Raw genomic sequence first — 20258 nt, forward strand, 5'->3', positions numbered from 1 at the left:
GTGCGGAATCAGACGAAGGCCAGGTCCGTCGACTCGGCGCGGATGCGCTCCTCGTCGACTTCGACACCGAGGCCGGGAGCGGTGGGGACGGTCGCGACGGCGGAGACGATGTCCAGCTTCTCGACATACAGGTCGGACAGCAGCTCGGGGCCGTTCAGCTCGGCCGGAAGGGCCAGTTCCAGCTGGCTGAACAGATGCAGAGCCGCCGCGAAGCCGATGCCGCAGTCGGTCAGACCGCTGGCGAGCACCTCCAGGCCGCCGGCAAGGGCGACCTGCGCGGTCTTCAAGGCGGCACGGATGCCGCCGGACTTGCAGAGCTTGACGACCACCAGGTCGGCGGCGTCGAGGCGGAGGGTGCGGGCCAGGTCCTGGGCGGTGAAGCTGCCCTCGTCGATGGCGACAGGAAGGTCGATCATGCTCCGCAGCCGCTGTAGGCCGAGGGTGTCGGTGCTCGGTACGGGCTGTTCCACGCAGTGGATGCCCGGCACGTCGTCCAGCGCGTGCAGCAGTCGCTTGAGCGCGCTCGGCCGGTAGGACTGGTTGGCGTCCAGCCAGATGGGCTTGCCCGCCGCGACCTCGGCGACCGCCGTGACGGCCGCGGCGTCGGCGCCGATGTCCCCACCGATCTTCACCTTGTACGCCGGGTAGTCGGCGGACGCTCGCGCGTGCTCGCGGACCGCGGACGGCTCCCCCACGCCGATGGCCGAGCAGAGGGGGATGGTGTCCCGTACCTTGCCGCCCAGCAGGGCGTGGACCGGCAGCCCGGCCAGTTTGCCCGCCGCATCGTGCATGGCGATGTCGACCGCGGCCCGAGCGAACGGAAAGCCGTTGGACACCGCGGGGCTCAGTCGGCGGTTCGCTCGCGCGTGGAACAACTCCACGTCGAAGGGGGTGAGTTCGAGCAGAAGGGGAGCGAGGTGCCGCTTGATGACCACGGCGATCGTCTCGGCGGTCTCATAGCTCCAGCTCGGCAGGGCCCGCTGCTCGCCCCAGCCGACCACCCCGTCCTCCGTGGTCAGCCTGACGAAGATCACCAATCCCGCCTGGTCCGGGGTGCCGACGGTGCCGCTGCCGAGTACGAACCGCCGGGCGAACGGCACGGCCACGGGGAAGACGTCGACCGCCGTGATACGCGACATGGGAGGGTGGGTCCTTTCACGGGAGACCTGAGGGGGGTGTGGGCCGGCGCGCGTTGCGAACGCCCCGCCGCCCTTGCGGGCAGACGGCGCCAGGTGCGCTGCGGGCCGTACGTGCGCTACGAGGCTCAGAGGCAGGTGGTCATGCGGCGGTCGGCCATGCGGCGGGATCGACGTAGCTCGGGCCGCGGACGCCCTTGTCGCGCCAGTCCACGACATCGGCCAGCACATACCCGGCCAGCGCGAGATGCCCTTCCGTGGTGTCCCCCGCGATATGCGGGGTGAACAGGAGGTTCGGGCAGCTCAGCACGGGTTCGCCGAAGCTCGGGGGCTCGGGGTCGTACACGTCCAGCGCGGCGAGGAGCCGGCCGGACAGGACGTGGTCGAGAAGCGCCGGCTGGTCGATGGCGGGGCCGCGCGAGGAGTTGACCACGATCGTGCCGTCGGGCATCGCCTCGATGAGCTGCCTGGTCACCATCCCCCGGGTCGCCGGCAGATCGGGTACGTGCAGGGAGACGAACGCGCAGCCGAGCGTCTCCGCCAGCGTGGCGGTACGGACACCGAGCGCGGCGCCCCGTGCCTCGTCCAGATAGGGGTCGTACACCACCACGTCGCAGCCGAAGGGCTTCAGCAGGGTGATCAGGGCACGTGCGGTGGAGCTGGCTCCCACGATGCCCACGGAGCGGCCGGTGAGTTCGCCGCCCCTGAAGTCCTTCTGCTTCCAGCCGCCGCCGCGCACCGCGGCGTCGAACCGCGGCAGGCGGCGGGCGAGGGTGAGCATCGCGGCCAGGCAGTACTCCCCCACGGACCAGGCGATCCGACCCGCGGCGGAGAAGACGGTGACGCCCTGGTCGAGCACCTCGCGATCGATGAGTTTCTTCACCGTGCCGGCCGCGTGGGCGACCACCTTGGGGCCGCCGCCGTCGGCCCAGATCGACGCGTCCAGGTGCGGGGTGCCCCAACTGGTCAGCAACACGTCGCAGTCGGCGGCCAGCCGGGCCACTTCCTGGTCGTCGAGCCTGTCCTTGGCCCAGGTCACCTCGAAGTGTTCCTCGATCAGACGCCGGGCGTCGGGACCGCATACGTCGGCGGCACGCTCGGGGGTCATGACGACGGCGAGTTTGGACACCTTTGCTCCTCGGACCGGATCTTCCTGCGATGGCTGTCATGACCGTAGGACCCGCGGTTATGCCCGTCCAAGCCCGATTTCGCATTGCGCGATACCTTGACGGCATGGGCCTTTCTCTGCAACGGCTCGTGGGACCGCTCCGTACGCCTAGGCGCTCACAGCTGCCCGCTCACGGGCCGTGCGCACCGCCGCGGACAGTCCGGCGATGTCATACGCCCCTTGGTGTCTGCGCCCGTTGACGAAGAACGTGGGGGTGCCCGCCACGCCGCCGAGGTCCGCCGATTCCACGTCCTCCGCGACGCGGGCCGCACCGGCGCGGGAGCGCATGTCCCGCTCGAAGCGTGCCACGTCCAGACCTATGTCCGCGGCGTACCCGCGCAGGTCGTCGAAGCGCAGGGCGCCCTGGTGGCCGAGCAGCAGGTCGTGCATGTCCCAGTAGCCGCCCTGGAGGGCCGCCGCTTCGGCGGCCTCGGCGGCCAGTTGGGCGTGGACGTGCACGTCTGTCAGGGGGAGGTGACGCCATACGTAGCGCACATCCCCGAAGTCCCCGAGGAGCTCGCGGATGACCGGCTCGGCCTCGCCGCAGTAGGGGCATTCGTAGTCGCCGTACTCGACGACGGTCACCGGGGCGTCGCGGGGTCCGCGCACGTGGTCGCGCTCGGGGTCCACCGGTACGGCAAGGTCGACGATCGTTTCGGCCTTGCCCAGCAGGGCTCGCAGCTGTGCTTCTCGCGGAAGCGCCCCGATGGCGCGGGTGATCAGCCAGCTGATGGCGAAGGCGCAGAGGACGGCGCTCAGGATGCCGATCTTGGCGTCCTGAAGGCGTGTTCCGTCGAAGGCGAGGGTGGCGATGAGCAGGGAGACCGTGAAGCCCACTCCGGACAGAGAGCCGCCGACGGCGACGGCCCCCCACCCGACCGGCAGCCGGATGCGGCCGCGGCTGAGCCAGGTGGTGAGGGCCGACGCACCGATGACACCCATGGGCTTGCCAAGGGTGTAGCCGAGCAGGATGCCGAGGGTGACCGGCGAGGAGAACGCGCGTGACAGCTGCTCGCCGCTGATCGGGATGCCGGCGTTGGCCAGGGCGAAGAGGGGCACGATGACGTAGCCGGCCCACGGGTGGAAGATCTGCTGGAGGCGGTCGTTCGGTGAGATCGCGGAGGCCAGGCCGGCGCGTACCGTGCGCTCCAGCTCGGGCGTGGGCTGTTCACGGAACAGCCGGAACAGCCCGGTGGCGCGCTCCAGGTCGCTGCGCGCCGCGGGGTAGGCGTACGTCAGCAGCCCCATGGCCAGCCCGATGACCACGGGATCCACACCCGATTCGAGCAGGGCGGCCCATGCCACCACCGTCAGGACCGCGTAGACGGCGCCATGGCGCACCCCCATGCGCCGCACCAGCAGGACGACGGCGAAGATGCCCAGGGCCACCAGCAGCGCCGGGACGGACAGGTCGCCGCTGTAGACGACGGCGATGACGGCCAGCGCCAGGAAGTCGTCGACCACCGTGATGGTGAGGATGAAGATCCGCAGTCCGGAGGGCATGCGCCGGCCGACCACGGCGAGGATCCCGAGGGCGAAGGCGGTGTCGGTGGACATGGCCGCGCCCCAGCCCTGCGCCGATCCGTGGCCGGCGTTGATCGCGAGGTAGACGGCGATCGGTATGAGCATGCCACTCAGTCCGGCGGCGACCGGCAGGGCCAGTCGGCTGCGCTCACGCAGTTCCCCCATGTCGAACTCGCGCCGCGCCTCCAGGCCGATGACGAAGAAGAACACCGTCATCAGCCCGCTGTTCACCCATTCGCGCAGATCGAGCGCGATGCCGTGGGAGCCGAGCCGCAGCGAAAGGTTCGTGTGCCAGAACGCCTCATAGGCCGAGGGCGCCACATTGGCCCAGATGAGCGCGGCGAGCGCCGCCGTCACCAGGACGGCGGCGCTGCCGGTTTCGGTCCGCAGGAAGTCACGGAGCGGGGAGTGCGAGTCGGCGGCGCACGCGGTCTGCTTCGTGTAGTCGGTGGCCTCGGGGGACATGATCAGCCGCGCACCGTGTCCTGCCCGGACAGCGTGGCCATGTCGTCGGCGTGGTGGCCGTCGAAGGCCTTCTTCCAGTCGTTCAGCGGCTCTGTAATGACGGTGCTCACTTCTACCTCGCGTCGTGCTCCAAGTGTCCGACATGCGCGGCGGCCCTGCCCGCCGGGGGTGGTGGCCATCACCCTGCGGAAGCGCGCGGCTCCGGACGGCATGCGGGCCTCAGGTCACCCGGTCCGTGGGCGAACGCCCAGGGTGCGCGGCGAGGTGCTCGTCGCCGCCGCAGGCCCGGAAAAGAGGTGCGGCGGCGCGGTCCTCCAGACCGGGCGGGAGGTCTCGCCGGTCTACTCGCCCTGTTAATCCTGTTCGCCGTCTTCCCGGCGATCCGACGTCGCCGACAGCAGCGCCAATGGGAAGCACAGCCGCCCATCGGCGTCGCTTCGCAGCCTCACTCGCCACCACCTCCGACCCTGACCATGCGCGAGCCCGGTGCCGTCACCCTGTCATCGGGCCGGTTCACGCCGTTGGAAGAACTCGGCCGCGGCGGCATGGGCGTGGTCTGGCGAGCGAAGGACAGGGTGCTGGGGCGGCAGGTGGCGATCAAACAGCTCCTCCCGCCCTCTGGGCTCTCTCCCGACGCGAGAGGAACGATGCGAGCCCGCATGCTCCGCGAGGCCCGGGCCGCCGCCCAACTCGACCACAGGAGCGCCGTGACCGTCCACGACGTCCTCGTGGATGAGGACTCGGTGCTCATCGTGATGGAAATGGTCAAGGCGGTGACGCTGCACAAGATGGTGGAGCGCGAGGGGCCGCTGCCTCCCGCACGGGTTGCCGCGATCGGCCTTGACATGCTCGATGTGCTGACGGAAGCGCATGGACTCGGCTGGAGAGCTCACCCGCCACCGACCTGTGGGGACTTGGCGCCACACTCTTCTACGCCGTTGAAGGGCTGGCCGCTTTCGGCGGGCCGGGCCCGACGGCGGCCATGGCCGCCGTCCTGACCGACCCACCGCTCACCCCTCAACGCGCGGGGTCGCCCCTGGGCCCGCTGCTCATCAGCTTGCTCGCGAAGGATCCGAAGGACAGGCCGACACCGGCACAGCTACGTTCTGACCTCTCGCAGCTCACCTTGAGCATCTGACACCTGTCACGAGAGGACCTTGACGAGGGCTTCCCCAAGTGCCGTGGCCGAGGCCGGGTTCTGCCCGGTGACCAAGCGGCCGTCGACGACCACATGCGGTTCGAAGTCGGGGGCGCCGGTGTGCTTGGCGCCCCGCTCCTCAAGCTTGCTCTGTAGCAGGAACGGCACCACATCGGTGAGCCCCACCGCGGCCTCCTCGCTGTTGGTGAAGGCCGCCACGTTCTTGCCGTCGACCAGGTACGCCCCGTCGGACAGCCTGAGATTGACCAGGCCCGCCGGACCGTGGCACACCGCGGCGACCGTCCCCCCGGCCTCGTAGATGTCACGCCCGATGCGGGCGAGGCCGGCGCTGTCGGGGAAGTCCCAGACGGTGCCGTGACCACCCACGTACACGATGGCGTCGAAGTCGCTGGGGGCGATGTCCTCCGGCCGAGCCGTTGCGACCAACTTCTCCGCGATGCGCGGATCGTCGAGGAAGGCCTTCTGGACCGGATCGGACGGGTCGACGCCGTCCATCGGCGGACGGCCCCCGGAGACCGAGACCAGGTCGACCTCGTAACCGGCGTCGGACAGGACCTTCCAGGGGTGCGCGGCCTCGGCCAGGTAGAAGCCTGTGGTCCGGCCGGTGTCGCCGAGTTCCTGGTGACTGGTCAGGGCGAACAGGATCTTTCGGGTGCCGGGCATGGCGGTCTCCTCTGCGCTTCCGATCGAGGGGGCCGCTCCCCGACCCCTCGGCGTCCCCGCAGAGTAGAGCGACGCACCCATGGGCGGCCAATGGAAGGATCGTCCCGCAGCCATCGAAAAACCGATGGCACGCGTTCCGTCGGCCGCCGGTGCCGGAATAGCACTTTCCCTAGTCCAGGCCCCGCACACTAGCTGCGCGTCTCTGGAAAGTGTTATGTCTCAGTCAGTAAACCAAGCGGCATACAGGCGACACACAGAGGCGGGATGGAAATGACAATAATTTTCGATCCGCGAGATCCGTCGGTGCGCACGGATCCATATCCCATCTACCGACACCTGCGCGAGAAAGATCCGATCCATCAATCACACTTCGGGTATTGGGTTCTGTCACGCTACGCCGATGTGGATACCGTACTGCGCGCGCCGGGAGCTTCGAGCGAGTTCTATCGGGACCGGACATGGGCCAACCGCCGCGGTGGCCCGGACAGCCCTCTCGTGCAGAGCGTACGTAAATGGATGCTCATGCTCGACGGCCCCGCCCATCGACGGATCCGCGGCGTGATCAGCAAGGTTTTCACCCGGGCCTCCGTGGAACGGCTGCGGCCGCGTATAGCCGCCGAGACGGACCGGCTGCTCGGCGCCGTGGGCGAAGGTGAGACGGACCTCATCCACAGTCTTGCCCTACCCCTTCCGGTGACTGTGACCTGCGAACTTCTCGGTCTTCCCGCGAGCGATCGAGACCAGTGCCGCCGTTGGACGGAGCAAATAAGCCGCGTGATCGACCCCTCGATAACCGCCGAGGACGCGGTCGACATGAATGCGGCAGAAGTGGAATTTCGAGAGTATGTCGCCGGCCATCTCGAAGAGCGCAGATCAACGCCGCGAGACGATATTCTGTCTCTCCTCCTGCACACCGAGGTGGATGGCGGTCGGCTGACCGAGGAGGAGATCATCGCCAATGTTCAGTTCTTGTTCGTGGCAGGCCACGAGACAACCGTCAATCTGATTGGAAACGGCCTCCTGGCGCTGCTCCGCCATCCCGACCAGTTGCGATTGCTGCGCGACGACCCAGAAATAATCACCGACTCCATCGACGAGGTCACTCGATACGACCCTCCCGTGCAGATTGTCTCCAGAATCCTGACCGAAAACGTCTCCTTGGAAGACGTCACCCTCCCCGAGGGGGCCAAGGTGATGCTGCTCTTCGGGGCGGCCAGTCGTGACCCGGAGCGTTATCCTGATCCCGACCGCCTCGACTTGACGCGCACCGGAGTAAAAACGCTGGCTTTCAGCGGTGGGCCGCACTACTGCATCGGTGCCGCGCTGGGGAAGCTGGAGACCTCCATGGTGCTGACGGAGCTGCTGCGGCGGTATTCCACGATCGAGCTCACCCGCGACGACCTGGTCTGGCGGCCGAACGTCAGCTTCCGCGGCCTGGAAGAGCTGCCGCTCAGACTGGTGCGCTGAGTCGGGTCCCCGGTCTCAGCCGAAGGTGGCCCGCATCCAGTCGCGCATCAGGGCCGCCGTATGCGGGGCGTGTTCCTCCAGCATGGTGAAATGGTTGCCGCGGGTGGTGACGGCGGTGTGGTCGAACGGCCAGACCGGTTCCCAGTTCCAGTCCGCCGGCCAGCTCTCCAGCGGGGCCCCCGCGCGCACGAACAGCACCGGGGCCGGCAGATCGGTGAACGGCCAGTCGAATTTCTCGTAGTGCAGCATGGCGGTGACCCAGCTGTTGTCGCTGGGCACCGCGGAGTCGGGGTCGTCGGCCCGGTGCTGAAGTTCCCCCCGCAGACCGGGGGCCAAGAGGGTGAGCCGTTCGTCCTCGCCGGGGGCGTAGCTGTCCAGCAGGATGACACCGGCGGGCGGGGTGCCCTGGTCGTGCAGGTACCGGGCGAGCATGTGAGCGATCAGGCCGCCGGAGGACAGGCCGGCGAGCACGAAGGGCCGCTCTCCCAGTTCCGCGCGCAGACTGGCGGCGTGTGTCTTCAGCAGCAGCTCGGGGGTCTGTGGGAGCGCGTCGTCGCGGTGGAATCCCGGTTGCCGCAGGGCCCAGACGTCCCGCTCGCCCTGGAACGGCTTCGCCAGGCGCGCATACTGCACCGGATCCGAGGTGCCTATGGCCGAGGTGACACACACCAGTGCCGGCCCCTCCGGGCCACTGGCCAGCCGGGTCGGTCGCGGGATCTGCGGCAGGTCGGCCAGCGAGGTGAAGTAGCCGCGCGTTTCCGCCCATTCGGTGGCCCTGGTCCGGGCGATCAGCTCGTCGACGGTCTCGCTGGGCTCCTCCGGGACGGGGTCGTCCTCGGCCCGGTCCAGCACCTCCGCCAGATGCCGGACCAGCGCCAGCGGTGTCGGATGGTCGAAGGTGACGGTCGCTCGCAGCCGTACGTCGAGCGCGTGGCCGAGGTGGTTGCGGATGTGGACGGCGGCCAGTGAGTCCACGCCCATCTCCAGGAACCCGGCGTGAGGCCTGAGCTCGTCCGTGCCGCCGTGTCCGAGGACCAGCGCGACCTTGTCCAGCACCAGGTCGAGCAGCGCCCGTTCGCGCTCCGGTTCGCCCAGGAGGTCGAGCAGCTGACGTAGATCTTCCTCCGGGGTCTCCGGCTGGTTCACCAGCTCCCGCAGCAGGGGCCTGGCCTGGCGGCCGTGCAGGTCGAGCCGGGCGGGCACCAGCACCGGGTCGGCGAGTGCGGCCGCGGCGTCGAACAGCGCCAATGCCTCCTTGGTGGACAGTGAGTCGGTGGTCGACGGTGGGTTGGCGGTCGCGTCGAGATGGCGGGTCATGTCGCTGCGTTCCTGCCACAGGCCCCAGGCAAGCGAGACCGCGGGGAGCCCTCGTGCGCGCCGGTGGTACGCCAGCGCGTCGAGTACGGCGTTGGCGGCGGCGTAGTTCGACTGGCCCGCGCTGCCCGCGGTGGCGGCGGCCGACGAGAACAGCACGAACGACGTCAGTGGCAGGTCCTGGGTCAGCTCGTGCAGGGCGAGCGCGGCCTCGGCCTTCGGCCGCAGGACGGCGTCGACGCGGTCCCGCGTCATGGTCGTCACCACCCCGTCGTCGAGCACCCCGGCCGCGTGGACGACGACCGTCGGCCGGTGTGCGCCGAGCAGTTGGGCCAGTTCCGTCCGGTCCGCGACATCGCAGGCGGCCACGGTGGCGGTGGCGCCCAGTGCGCTGAGTTCGTCCCGCAGTCCGGGCGCGTGGCCCCGGCGGCCGACCAGGACCAGCCGCCGCACCCCGTGCGCGGTGACCAGGTGGCGGGCCAGCAGCCGGCCGAGCGTGCCGGTGCCACCGGTGATCAGTACGGTGTCCTCAGGCCCGGCGAACGTTCCGGGGGCCCGAGGGACGACCCGCACCAAGCGGCGCGCCAGCACCTGTCCGCCGCGCAGGGCGACCTCCGGTTCATCGGCGGCCAGGGCGGCGGTGATCGTCTGCGGGGTGATCTCGTCGGCGTCCAGCAGGACGAACCTGCCGGGTTCCTCGGTCTGCGCCGACCGGACCAGGCCGATGACGGCCGCGCCGGCCAGGTCGGGGACGTCGTCGCCGGGCCTGGCCGCCGCCGCGCCCGAGGTGAGGAACACCAGCCGGGAAGCGGCGAACTCCGGGCGCGCACTCCACCATTGGACCAGCCTCAGTGCGCGGTGTGCGGATTCCCGGACCGTACCGCGGGAGCCGGCGACGAGCACCGCGCCCGGCACCGGCAGACCCGCGGTGACCGCCTCTTCCAGCGCCGGGAGATCGGGAAAAGCCGGGAAATGGCTGGTCTCGAAACCCACGGCCACCATGGTTTCCGCCGCGAGGCCGCCCGCGGGGCGCACCTCGACCCACCTGTTCCGGAACAGCGCGTCTCGCGGAGCATCGCTTCGTACGGCCGCCGGGCGCAGCACCAGCGAGTCCACCGACAACACCGGCGCGCCCTCGCTGCTGGTCACGGTCAGCCGCACGCCGTCATCGACGGACCCGCACAGCCGCACCCGCAGCGTCGAGGGCCCAGCCGCGTGCGCGGTGACACCGGTCCACGTGAACGGGAGCACCGGTCCGTTGGTTTCTCCGGCCTCGCCACCTGCCGAGGCGCTGAATCCGAGAGCGTGCAGAGCGGAGTCGAGCAGCGCCGGATGGACCACGAAGCCGCGGGTGTCCACCGGGCAGGCCACTTCGCAGAAGACCGCGTCACCGCGCCGCCACACGGTGCGCAGACCCTGGAACGTGGGGCCGTAGCGCAGCCCGTGGTCGACCAGCGCGGGGTAGAGCCCGGTGTGCGGGACCACTTCCGCTCCGGCGGGTGGCCACTCCTCCAGCACCTCGGGCTCGGCGGGTGCCGGGCTCAGCACACCTTCGCCGTGGCGCACCCAGCCCGCGCCGTCCACTTTCGCGTGGAGGTCCAGTGTGCGGCGCCTGGTGCCATCCGGTGCGCCGACGCGCAGCTGCACCGTCGCGGCCCCCTCGTCCGGCAGCACCAGTGGCACCGCAAGGGTGAGTTCCTCGACCGTGGCGCAGTTCGCCGCGGCGCCCGCCTGCAGCGCGAACTCGAGCCAGGCGGTTCCGGGCAGGATCACCTCGTCCAGCACGCGGTGGTCGGCCAGCCACGGGGACGACGCCACCGACAGTCGTCCGGTCAGCACCAGCTCGTCGCTCGCCGCCAGCTCGATCACCGGATCCAGGACAGGATGATCACCGCTCCTGGACTCACCCGGCGTCAGCCAGAATCGCTTGCGTTCGAACGGATAGGTGGGCAGTTCGGTGAACGCGGGTGTGTCCGGGCCTGCCCACGCCGTCCACCCCGGACACAGACCGCGGACGTACAGCTCGGCGAGCGAGGAGAGAAGCGCCCTGCGGCCGTTTTCCCGGCGGCGCAGCGATCCGACGACCACGGCCTTGTCGCCGACGGCCTCCAGGACCGCCGGGACCAGTACGGGGTGCGGGCCGACCTCCACGAAGAACGAGTGTTCCGGCACCGCGAGCCCGGCGATGGCCTCGTCGAACCGCACCGGCAGGCGCAGGTTCCGGTACCAGTACCCGGCGTCGAGCTCCGTCCCGGTGAGCACGGCGCCGGTCACCGCGGAGTGGAAGGGGATGTCCGTGGCCTTCGGCGATATCGGCGCCAACTCGGTGAGGACGTGGTCGCGGATGAGCTCGACCTCAGGCGAATGGGACGCGTAGTCCACCGGCAGTTTCCGCACCCGTACGCCGGACTCGGCCAAGTCCGCGAGCAGAACGTCGAGCGCGTCGCTGTCTCCGGCGACCACCGTCGCCCGCGGTCCGTTGACCGTCGCGACGCACAGCCTCTCGTCCAGCCGTGGCCACAGTTCGTTCGCAGGCAGCTCCACCGAAGCCATGCCGCCGCTGCCGGACAGCCGTGTCAGCGCCTTGGCGCGCCGGGCCACCACCAACGCGGCGTCCTGGAGGGACAGTGCGCCGGCCACGTGGGCCGCGGCGATCTCCCCCTGGCTGTGGCCCACCACGGCATCCGGCTCGATGCCGCAGGAGCGCCAGAGGCCGGCGAGTGCGACCATGACCGCGAACAGCGTCGGCTGCACCACGTCCACTCGCTCCAGCGAGGGCGCGCCCGGCTGCTGCCGCAGTACGGCCGACAGGTCCCAGTCGACATGCGGCGCCAGCGCCTGGGCACAGCGGTGGATGTGCTCCCGGAACACCGGCGAGGTCTCCAGCAGGTCGCCGGCCATTCCCGCCCACTGACCGCCCTGGCCGGGAAAGACGAACACCACCTTGCCCGTCAGGTCGGCGGTGCCGGTGATCAGGCCCGGCGCGATGGCGCCGCGGCTCAGCGCGGTCAGGCCGGCCCGGGGATCCGTGTCGAGCACCACGGCACGGCGCTCGAACGTGCTGCGGGAGGTGACCAGCGCGTGTGCGACGCCTGCCGCGTCCCTGCCGTCCACATGCGGGAGCAACTGCCTCGCCTTGGCGCGCAGCGCGGAATCGGTGCGCGCCGAGAGCACCCACGGCAGCGGCTCCCCCTCGGCGGCCGCGGGCGCTGCCGCGGCCGTCCGCGCCTCGGCGGGCGGCGCCTCTTCCAGGATCACGTGGGCGTTGGTGCCGCTGATTCCGAACGCGGACACTCCCGCGCGCCGAAGGCGGCCCGGGCTCGTCGGCCAGCGGCGGCTTTCGGTGAGCAGTTCCACCACGCCGAAGTCCCAGTCCACCTGCGACGACGGGCTGTCCACGTGCAGTGTCCTCGGGAGCGTCCGGTGTCGCAGTGCCTGCGCGGTCTTCAGCACTCCGGCGATACCGGCGGCAGCCTGGGTGTGCCCGATGTTCGACTTCACCGACCCGATGGCCAGCGGGGTCGCCCGGTCGCCACCGTACGCCGCCTGCAACGCCGACGCCTCGATCGGGTCGCCGAGCCGGGTCCCCGTGCCATGGGCCTCGACGGCGTCCACATCCCGGCCGCGCAGCCCGGCGTCGGCCAGCGCGTCGCGGATGACCCGCTGCTGCGCGAGCCCGTTCGGTGCGGTCAGCCCGTTGGAGGCACCGTCGGAATTGATCGCGGTGCCCCGCACCACGGCCAGCACCGGGTGTCCGTGGGCGAGGGCGTCGGTCAGCCGCTCGATGAGCACGACCCCGGCGCCCTCGCCCCAGCCCACGCCGTCGGCCGCCTCGGCGAACGCTTTGCAGCGGCCGTCCGGGGCGAGCGCGCCCTGGCGCTGGAAGGCGGCGAACAGTCCGGGGGTGGACAGCACGACCACGCCCCCGGCCAGGGCGAGATCGCATTCCCCTGAGCGGAGCGACCGGACGGCCAGATGCAACGCCACCAGCGAGGACGAGCACGCGGTGTCGATCGTGGCCGACGGGCCCTCCAGTCCGAGGAGGTAGGCGACTCGCCCGGACAGTACGCTGGCCGCGGTGCCGGTCGCCAGGTGGTCACCGTGCTCGTTGTGGTTGCTGGCCTTGCCCAACAGGCTGCGGTAGTCCTGGTCGTTGGTGCCGGTGAACACCCCGGTCCGGGAGCCGCGCAGGGACAGCGGGTCGATTCCGGCCCGTTCCACCGCTTCCCAGGTGATTTCCAGCATCAGCCGCTGTTGCGGGTCCATCGACAGGGCCTCGCGGGGGCCGATGCCGAAGAAGCCCGCGTCGAACCAGGCCGGGTCGGACAGAAACGCCCCCGCGCCGGTGAACTCGTCCGCCCAGCCGCGGTCGGCGGGAAAGGACGTGACGGCGTCCCGGCCCTCGCTGACCAGCCGCCACAGCCCTTCCGGGTCGTTCACTCCGCCGGGGAAGCGGCAGCCCGCCCCCACGATGGCGATCGGCTCGCGGGCGTCGGCCTCGGCCGCGCGCAGGCGTTCCCGGGTGTCCCGCAGCGCGGTGGTGAGGCGCTGCACGGTGTCGAGCAGCCTGCCGTCGTCAGTCATCGAGGCGGTCCTCTCCGGCCCGGGAGAGTTCCCGTTCGGCGTGGCTCAGGATGGCCTCGAGATCCGTCGTCCCGGGCTCCGCCTCCGGGGTGCGTTCCGGTGGAGCGGCGGCCGGGGCGAGTTCCGCGGCGAGGTGGCCGGCCAGCGCGGAGGGGGTGGGATGGTCGAACAGCGCGCTGGCGGGCATCCGCAGGCCGGTCTGCGCACCGAGCTGGTTGCGCAGTTCGACAATGCCCAGAGAGCTGAGCCCCTGCTCATGGAAGGGCTTTCCGGGCTGGATCTGCGCGGCCGAGTCGTGCCCGAGCACCTGGGCGGTGTTCTGGCGCACCAGATCGCGCAGCGTACGGACACACTCGGCCCGCGACATTCCGGCGAGCCGCCGGACGAGCGAGGAGACCTCCGCGGGCGGCGAGGCGGCCTTGCTCTGCTGTGCTTCCGGCAGCTCCGCGAACAGCGGGCTGTTCCGGGTGGTGGCGAGCGCCGAAAGGAACCGCGCCCAGTCGATGTCCGCGATCACCAGCCCGGACTCGTCGTGTGCGAAGGCCCTGGCCAGTACGGCGATCGCCAGGTCCGGGTCGAGCACCGTCATGCCGTTGCGGCGCAGCCGCGTGCCCACGATCTGTGCGTCCGTCCCGTCCACCGCCATGCCTCCGGCCCCCCACGGCCCCCAGGCCACCGACGTGGCCGCGTGTCCGTCGGCGCGGCGTTGTTCGGCCAGCGCGTCGAGGTAGGTGTTGGCTGCCGCGTAGTTGGCCTGGCCGGCGTTGCCGACCGCGCCGGTGGCGGAGGAGAAGAGCACGAACGCCTTCAGCTCCCCCGCGAGCTCGTGGAGGTTCTTGGCGCCGGTGGCCTTGGCACGCAGGACCCGTGCGAGCCGCTGCGGGTCCAGCGCGTCGATCACGCCGTCGTCGAGTACCCCGGCCGCGTGCGCGATCGCGGTCAGCGGGCGGTCCTCGGGGATCCCCGCGAGCAGGGCTGCCACCGCTTCCCGGTCGCCCACGTCGCAGGCGGCGGTGTCGACCTCGGCACCGAGCGCGGTCAGCTCGGCGACCAGCTCGGGATCACTGGCGTACCGGCCTGTCAGGAGCAGCCGTTCGGCGCCCTCGGCGGCCAGCCACCTGGCGACGCGCCTGCCCAGCGCGCCGAACGCTCCGGTGATGAGGGTGGTTCCGCGCAAGGGCCAGTCGCGCGGGTGTCCGGCTCGAAGGGGTGCGCGCAGCAGACGCCGGACGAACACTCCGGAGGCACGGACGGCGGCCTGGTCATCCGCGGAGGAGAGTATGCCGGCCAGCCGTTGGGCCGCTGGTGTATCGACGGTGGCGGGGAGATCGACCAGTCCGCCCCACCGCCCGGGGTGTTCCAGCGCCGCGACCCGGCCGAGTCCCCACACCATGGCCTGTACCGGGCTGCTGAGCCGGTCGCCGTGGCCCGTGGACACCGCTCCCTGCGTCGCGCACCACAAGGGCACGTCCAGGCCGGCGTCTCCCATGGCCTGGATGAGCGCCGTGGTCAGCGCGAGTCCCCCGGGCACTCCGGGCGTGTCCGGAGGAGTCCGTTCCTCCAGTGCCAGCAGGGACAGCACCCCGTCGACCGGTTCGCCGTTCGTGACGGATGCGAGACGCTCGGCGATCTCCGCGCGGTCCGCGCCGATGCCGAGGGACAGTGTCCGGGAGCCGAGCGTACGGCCGAGCGGTTCCGGCACGGGGAGGGCGTCGGAGTGGACGATCAGCCAGTTCCGCGGGGAAGGGGCCCGGTCCGCCGTGGGTTGCCAACCGATCCGGTACCGCAGCCGGTCCATCGTGGCTTCCCGGGCCGTCTGCTGGGAGCGGTTCTCGGCCGCGTCGGGCATCAGCCAGAACCGCTTGCGCTGGAAGGCGTACGTGGGCAGGTCCACGCGCTTCGCCCCGCTCCCGGCGTACCACCGCGACCAGTCGGGCCCGTGGCCACGGATCTGTAGCGCCGCGACGGCGCCGAGCACGTCGTCCTGGCGCAGGGCGGGGATCGCCGCCGCGTCGGCGGTTTCCGTGAGGCAGTCTGCGGCCATCTCGGTGAGCGTGGTGTCCGGTCCCAGCTCCAGGAAGGTGGTGGCGCCCTCGTCCTCCAGGGTCCGCATTCCCTCGCGGAATCTGACCGTGCCGCGCACATGGCCGACCCAGTACTCGGGGGAACACAGTTCGTCGGTGGTGGCGAGGCGCCCGGTCAGATCGGACACGACGGGGATCTCGGGCGGATGGTAGGCCAGGGTCCGGGCGACCGTGTGGAACTCGTCGAGCATGGGGTCCATCAAGGAGGAATGGAACGCGTGGCTGACCCGCAGGCGCGTGGTCTTGCGTCCCTGGGCGCGGAACCGCTCCGCGAGGGCGGCGACCGCCTCCTCGACACCGGAGAGCACCACCGACCGGTGGCCGTTCACCGCCGCCAACGACACGCCTGGTGGCAGCTCCGCGACCTCGTCCTGCGCGGCCGCCACCGCGTACATCGCCCCTTCTTCGGGCAACGCCTGCATGAGCGAACCCCGCGCCGCGACCAGCGTGCACGCGTCCCGCAGGGACAGGACTCCGGACAGATGGGCGGCGGTCAGCTCGCCGAGGGAATGCCCGAGCAGCAGATCCGGCCGGATGTGCCAGCTTTCGAACAGCCGGAACAGCGCCACTTGGAAGGCGAAGAGTCCGGTCTGCGCGAACCCGGTCCGGTCGAGCAGCTCTTGGTCCGTGCCGAACACCGTCTCCTTCACCGGCAGGTCCAGGCCGGCGCACACCTCGTCGAAAGCCTCGGCGAAGACCGGATACGCCGCATACAGCCGGTGTCCCATGCCCACCCGTTGGCTGCCCTGGCCGGTCAGCAGGAAGGCCAAGCCGCCCTCGGCCGCCACGCCGACCGTGAGGTCGGGGTCGGGTCGGCCCGCTGCCAGCGCGGCCAGCGAGCGCCGTAGCCGGTCCCGGTCACCGCCGGTGAGCACGGCTCGGTGGGTCAGCGCGGAGCGTGTCGTGGTCAGCGAGAAGCCGATGTCGCGCTCGTCGAGATCGGGATGGGCGTCCCAGTGCGCGGTGAGCTGTCCGGCCTGGGCGCGCAGGGCGGCTTGCGAGCCGCCGGAGATGGTCCACAGCGGCCGGACGGTCCGCACGGGCTCCATCGGAGCCGGTGGCTCGGCGGGCGGCTGCTGAAGGATGACGTGGGCGTTGGTCCCGCCGATCCCGAACGACGACACGCCCGCCCGCCGGAGCGGGCCGTGTTCGGGCCACGGCGTGTCCTCGGTCACCAGCCGCAGCCCGGCGTCCCAGTCCACATGCGGGCTTGGCCGGTCGACGTTCAGGGTCGCCGGGACCATCCCGTGCCGCATGGCCAGCACCATCTTCATCACCCCTGCCGCGCCGGCCGCGGCCTGTGTGTGGCCCAGGTTGGACTTCAACGAGCCCACCAGCAGCGGGCGGTCCGGCGGCCGGTGCGCCCCGTATGCCTCCAGGAGGGCACCGGCTTCGATCGGGTCGCCGAGCATCGTCCCGGTGCCGTGCGCCTCGACGACGTCCACGTCGGACGGTCGCAGCCGGGCGTCGGCGAGCGCGGAGAGCAGCAGCCGGTGCTGGGCGGCGCCGTTGGGCGCGGTGAACCCGTTGCTCGCGCCGTCGGAGTTGACCGCCGAGCCCACGACCAGGGCGAGCACCGGGTGGCCGTTGCGGCGGGCGTCTGAGTACCGCTCCAGGACGAACATCCCACCCCCCTCGGCCCAGGCGGTGCCGTCGGCGCCCTCGGCGAACGGTTTCGCCCGCGCGTCCGGGGCGAGCCCGCCCTGGCGGCTGAACTCGACGAACACCATGGGCGACGACAGCACGGTCACCGCGCCCGTCAGCGCCAGCGAGCACTCGCCACGGCGCAGCGCGGCGGCGGCGAGATGCAGCCCGACCAGGGACGACGAGCACGCCGTGTCGATCGCGAGATTGGGCCCGTTCAGGCCCAAGGTGAACGAGATCCGGCCGGAGGCCGTGCTGGCCCCGGTGCCGATCGCCAGATGTGGTCGCAGCCAGATGTCCGGGTACCCGGAGCCGGTGCCGTATTGGCCGTGGGACAGTCCGGCGTAGACCCCGGTGTCGCTGCCGCGGAGGGTGACCGGGTCGATGCCGGCCCGTTCACACGCTTCCCAGGACAATTCGAGCAGCAGCCGCTGCTGCGGGTCCATTTCGAGTGCCTCGTGTCCGCCGATGCCGAAGAACGCGGGATCGAACTCGGCGGCGTCGTGGAGAAACCCGCCCTGACGCACATAGCTCGTGCCCGGGCGTTTCCGCTCCGGGTCGTACAGCCCGGCCAGGTCCCAGCCACGGTCCTCCGGCATCGGCGATATGACGTGGCGGCCCGCGGCGAGCAGCCGCCACAGGTCCTCCGGCGATCGCACCCCTGCGGGAAACCGGCAGCTCATCCCGACGATGGCGATCGGCTCGTCCGGGCCGGTCCGGCGGGGGCGGGCGGCCACCGGCCGGGGTGCGCGATGCTCCAGGTGCGCGGCCAGCCGGTTCGGGGTGGGGTGATCGAACAGCGCGGCAGTGGCGATCTTGAGCCCGGTCCGCTTCCGCAGCCGGTTCACCAGTTCCACCGCGGCGAGGGAGTCGAGCCCGAGTTCGAGGAACGATCGGTCCGGACCGTAGCCGCCCTCGATCATCGCCTCGGTTTCGGTCCGGATCAGCCGCCGCAGATCCGTCGACCGGGATACGGCGGATACGGCGCGGGAGGGCTGTGCCACGTCGGTCGGCAGGTGGGTGCGCCAGCCACCCCAGCCGCGGATGACGGCGGGCCAGTCCACCGGGACACCGTGGGTGTGCAACCCGCCCAGCGTGCCGAGCACGGCGCGCAGATCGGACTGGCCGCCCCGCAGCACGGCGGTGACATGCGCGTTCGCCGCGGCAGGCGCGGGCAGAGTCTCCTCGACCAGAGCGGCCAGCACTCCGTTCGCGCTCATGTCCACATAGGTGTTCACGCCGGCCGCGTCGAGGCTGGTCACGCATTGGAGGAAATGCCCGGTGCCGCGCACCTGCGCCCCCCAGTATTCGGGCAGGCACACGACACCGGGGTCTGATCCGAGCGCGTTGTGCACCGGGACGATCGGCATGCGCGGCGGTCGCGGGCCGAGGCCGCGGACGAATTGCTCGAAGTCGCCCGCCATCGCCGCCATATGCGGTGAGTGGAAAGCCCGGTCGACCGGCAGCCGTTTCACCTTGCGTCCCCGCTCCGACCACAGTCCGGCGATCCGCAGCACGGTTTCGCGGTCCCCGGAGACGACGACGGAGTTCGGGGCGTTCACAGCGGAGATGCCGGCCAGGTGCTCGAGTCCGGCCAGCGACTCCCGGGCCTCGGCCTCGGAGACACGCATCGCGACCATGGCGCCGCCGACGGGTGTCTTCTCCCGGAACAGCCGGATCCGCTCGGCGAGCAGCGCGCATACGTCGGGCAGGGAGAACACCCCGGCCGCCGTCGCCGCGGCCAGCTCCCCGACCGAGTGCCCGACCACGAAGTCCGGGCGTACGCCCCAGTGCTCGAACTGCCGGAACAGCGCCACCTGAAGGGCGAACAGCGCGTCCTGGGTGTACAGCGCCTCGTCGGCCGGCGCGACCTCGGTGGCGTTTCCGGTACCGAGCAGCAGATCACGCACCGACCAGGCGGCAACCGCGTCCAGGTGATCGCACACCTCGTCCAGCGCGTCGGCGAACACGTCGAACAGCGGATACAGCTCGCGTCCCATGCCCGGCCGCTGCCCGCCCTCGCCGGGGAAGAGGAAAGCCACCTTGCGCCCCGCGTCGGCCTTGCCCGCGCCGCCCCGGCCCAGGGCGAGTTCGCCGAGGGCATCGGCAAGTTCCGCGCGGTCGGCGCCGAGGACCACCGCGCGATGCGGCAGGTGCGGCCTGGCGACCGCCAGGGTGTGCGCGGTATCGAGCAGGTCCGGGCTCTCCGGCTCGGTCAGATGGGCGCGCAGGCGCTCCGCCTTGCCGCACAGCGTCTCTTCGCTGTCTGCCGACAGCAGCAACGGCAGCGCCGGGACCGCCGTCCTCGCCGACGGCGACGGACGCGCGGGCGGTTCCGACAGCACCAAGGCGCAGGCCGTCCCCGCTCCGTCCGATGAACTGTGCACCGCGGTGAGACGGCGGTCGAGGTCGGGCCGGACACCGGGGACCGGAACCTGTCTCCGGCCAAGCAGCACGGGCATCTCCAGCAGAGCCGTCACCGCGTCCTCGGGCCGGCCGCCCGGCTCGCCACCGCCGAACAGGCCGTCCGGCGCGGCCTCACCCGCGTGGTAGTCGCCCCGCCACCAGAAGTGGATCCCGTCGCGTTCCACCTCGGCGCGCGCACAGGCCTGCCGTACGACGGCACCGCGGCCCAGCGCGCAGCCGTCGATCACGCAGTGGATCGGGTCGCCTTCGGCCACCGCGGCCGGAACCGGCTTCAGCACAAGGAATCCGCTGCTGCCATCCGGTGACACGACCCCGGCGAGTGCCAGTGCGGACTCGCCCGTGTGAATGCTCTGGCAGGCCAGGTGAACCACCCCGGCAGGCAGGACGTCCAAGGTCAGTGCGGGCCCGATCACGCCCAGTTCGGCGGCGATCAGGTCGGCCTGCGCCATGGCGAACACTCCGGCCGCCACCTCCCGGAGCCGGTCCGGGACGATCCCGGCGTTCTCCAGCGCCCGCCGAGCCGCTTCGGCCGGCGGAACCCCTGGGGGGCAAGGGGACGAGCCGATCACCGCGACCGGCACCAGGCGAGCAGTACTGCCGGGCTGCATGGAACCACCTGTCCT

General features: G+C 71.2%; 8 protein-coding genes. 2 read left to right on the forward strand and 6 right to left on the reverse strand.

The window, feature by feature from the left end; all coding sequences use genetic code 11:
- Positions 1 to 8: 8 nt before the first annotated feature.
- The 3 genes from ACWY4P_RS02240 to nhaA all read right to left on the reverse strand — a co-directional run bounded on the left by ACWY4P_RS02240 (position 9) and on the right by nhaA (position 4293).
- Positions 9 to 1139 (reverse strand): mandelate racemase/muconate lactonizing enzyme family protein, encoded by a 1131-nt coding sequence (locus ACWY4P_RS02240; protein ID WP_456208384.1) that lies wholly within the window; start codon positions 1137 to 1139, stop codon positions 9 to 11.
- 139 nt (positions 1140 to 1278) lie between these two features.
- Positions 1279 to 2265: a hydroxyacid dehydrogenase gene (locus ACWY4P_RS02245; protein ID WP_456208385.1), complete on the reverse strand. Its 987-nt coding sequence runs from the start codon at positions 2263 to 2265 to the stop codon at positions 1279 to 1281.
- Between the two features lie 147 nt (positions 2266 to 2412).
- Positions 2413 to 4293: a Na+/H+ antiporter NhaA gene (gene nhaA, locus ACWY4P_RS02250; protein ID WP_456208386.1), complete on the reverse strand. Its 1881-nt coding sequence runs from the start codon at positions 4291 to 4293 to the stop codon at positions 2413 to 2415.
- A gap of 473 nt (positions 4294 to 4766) precedes the next feature.
- Between nhaA and ACWY4P_RS02255 the strand changes: the two genes are divergently transcribed.
- A complete protein-coding gene (locus tag ACWY4P_RS02255; RefSeq protein ID WP_456208387.1) occupies positions 4767 to 5291 on the forward strand; it encodes a protein kinase domain-containing protein in 525 nt (174 codons plus the stop codon).
- Positions 5292 to 5437: 146 nt separating this feature from the next.
- Here ACWY4P_RS02255 and ACWY4P_RS02260 read toward each other — a convergent pair whose 3' ends face one another.
- A complete protein-coding gene (locus ACWY4P_RS02260) occupies positions 5438 to 6115 on the reverse strand; it encodes a type 1 glutamine amidotransferase domain-containing protein (protein ID WP_456208388.1) in 678 nt (225 codons plus the stop codon).
- A 264-nt stretch (positions 6116 to 6379) separates the two neighbouring features.
- On the opposite strand from ACWY4P_RS02260, the gene ACWY4P_RS02265 reads away from it, so the two are divergent.
- On the forward strand, positions 6380 to 7582 hold the full coding sequence (locus tag ACWY4P_RS02265; protein ID WP_456208389.1) for a cytochrome P450: 1203 nt from the start codon (positions 6380 to 6382) through the stop codon (positions 7580 to 7582).
- 15 nt (positions 7583 to 7597) lie between these two features.
- On the opposite strand, the gene ACWY4P_RS02270 is transcribed toward ACWY4P_RS02265, so the two are convergent.
- The gene (locus tag ACWY4P_RS02270) at positions 7598 to 13480 is read right to left on the reverse strand and encodes an SDR family NAD(P)-dependent oxidoreductase (protein ID WP_456208390.1); all 5883 of its coding nucleotides are present in this window, start codon (positions 13478 to 13480) and stop codon (positions 7598 to 7600) included.
- Positions 13473 to 20243, reverse strand: a complete 6771-nt coding sequence (locus tag ACWY4P_RS02275; protein ID WP_456208391.1) for an SDR family NAD(P)-dependent oxidoreductase — start codon at positions 20241 to 20243, stop codon at positions 13473 to 13475. The genes ACWY4P_RS02270 and ACWY4P_RS02275 overlap by 8 nt, the downstream gene beginning before the upstream one ends.
- Positions 20244 to 20258: the final 15 nt, after the last annotated feature.

The organism is Streptomyces sp. LZ34, from assembly GCF_053890475.1.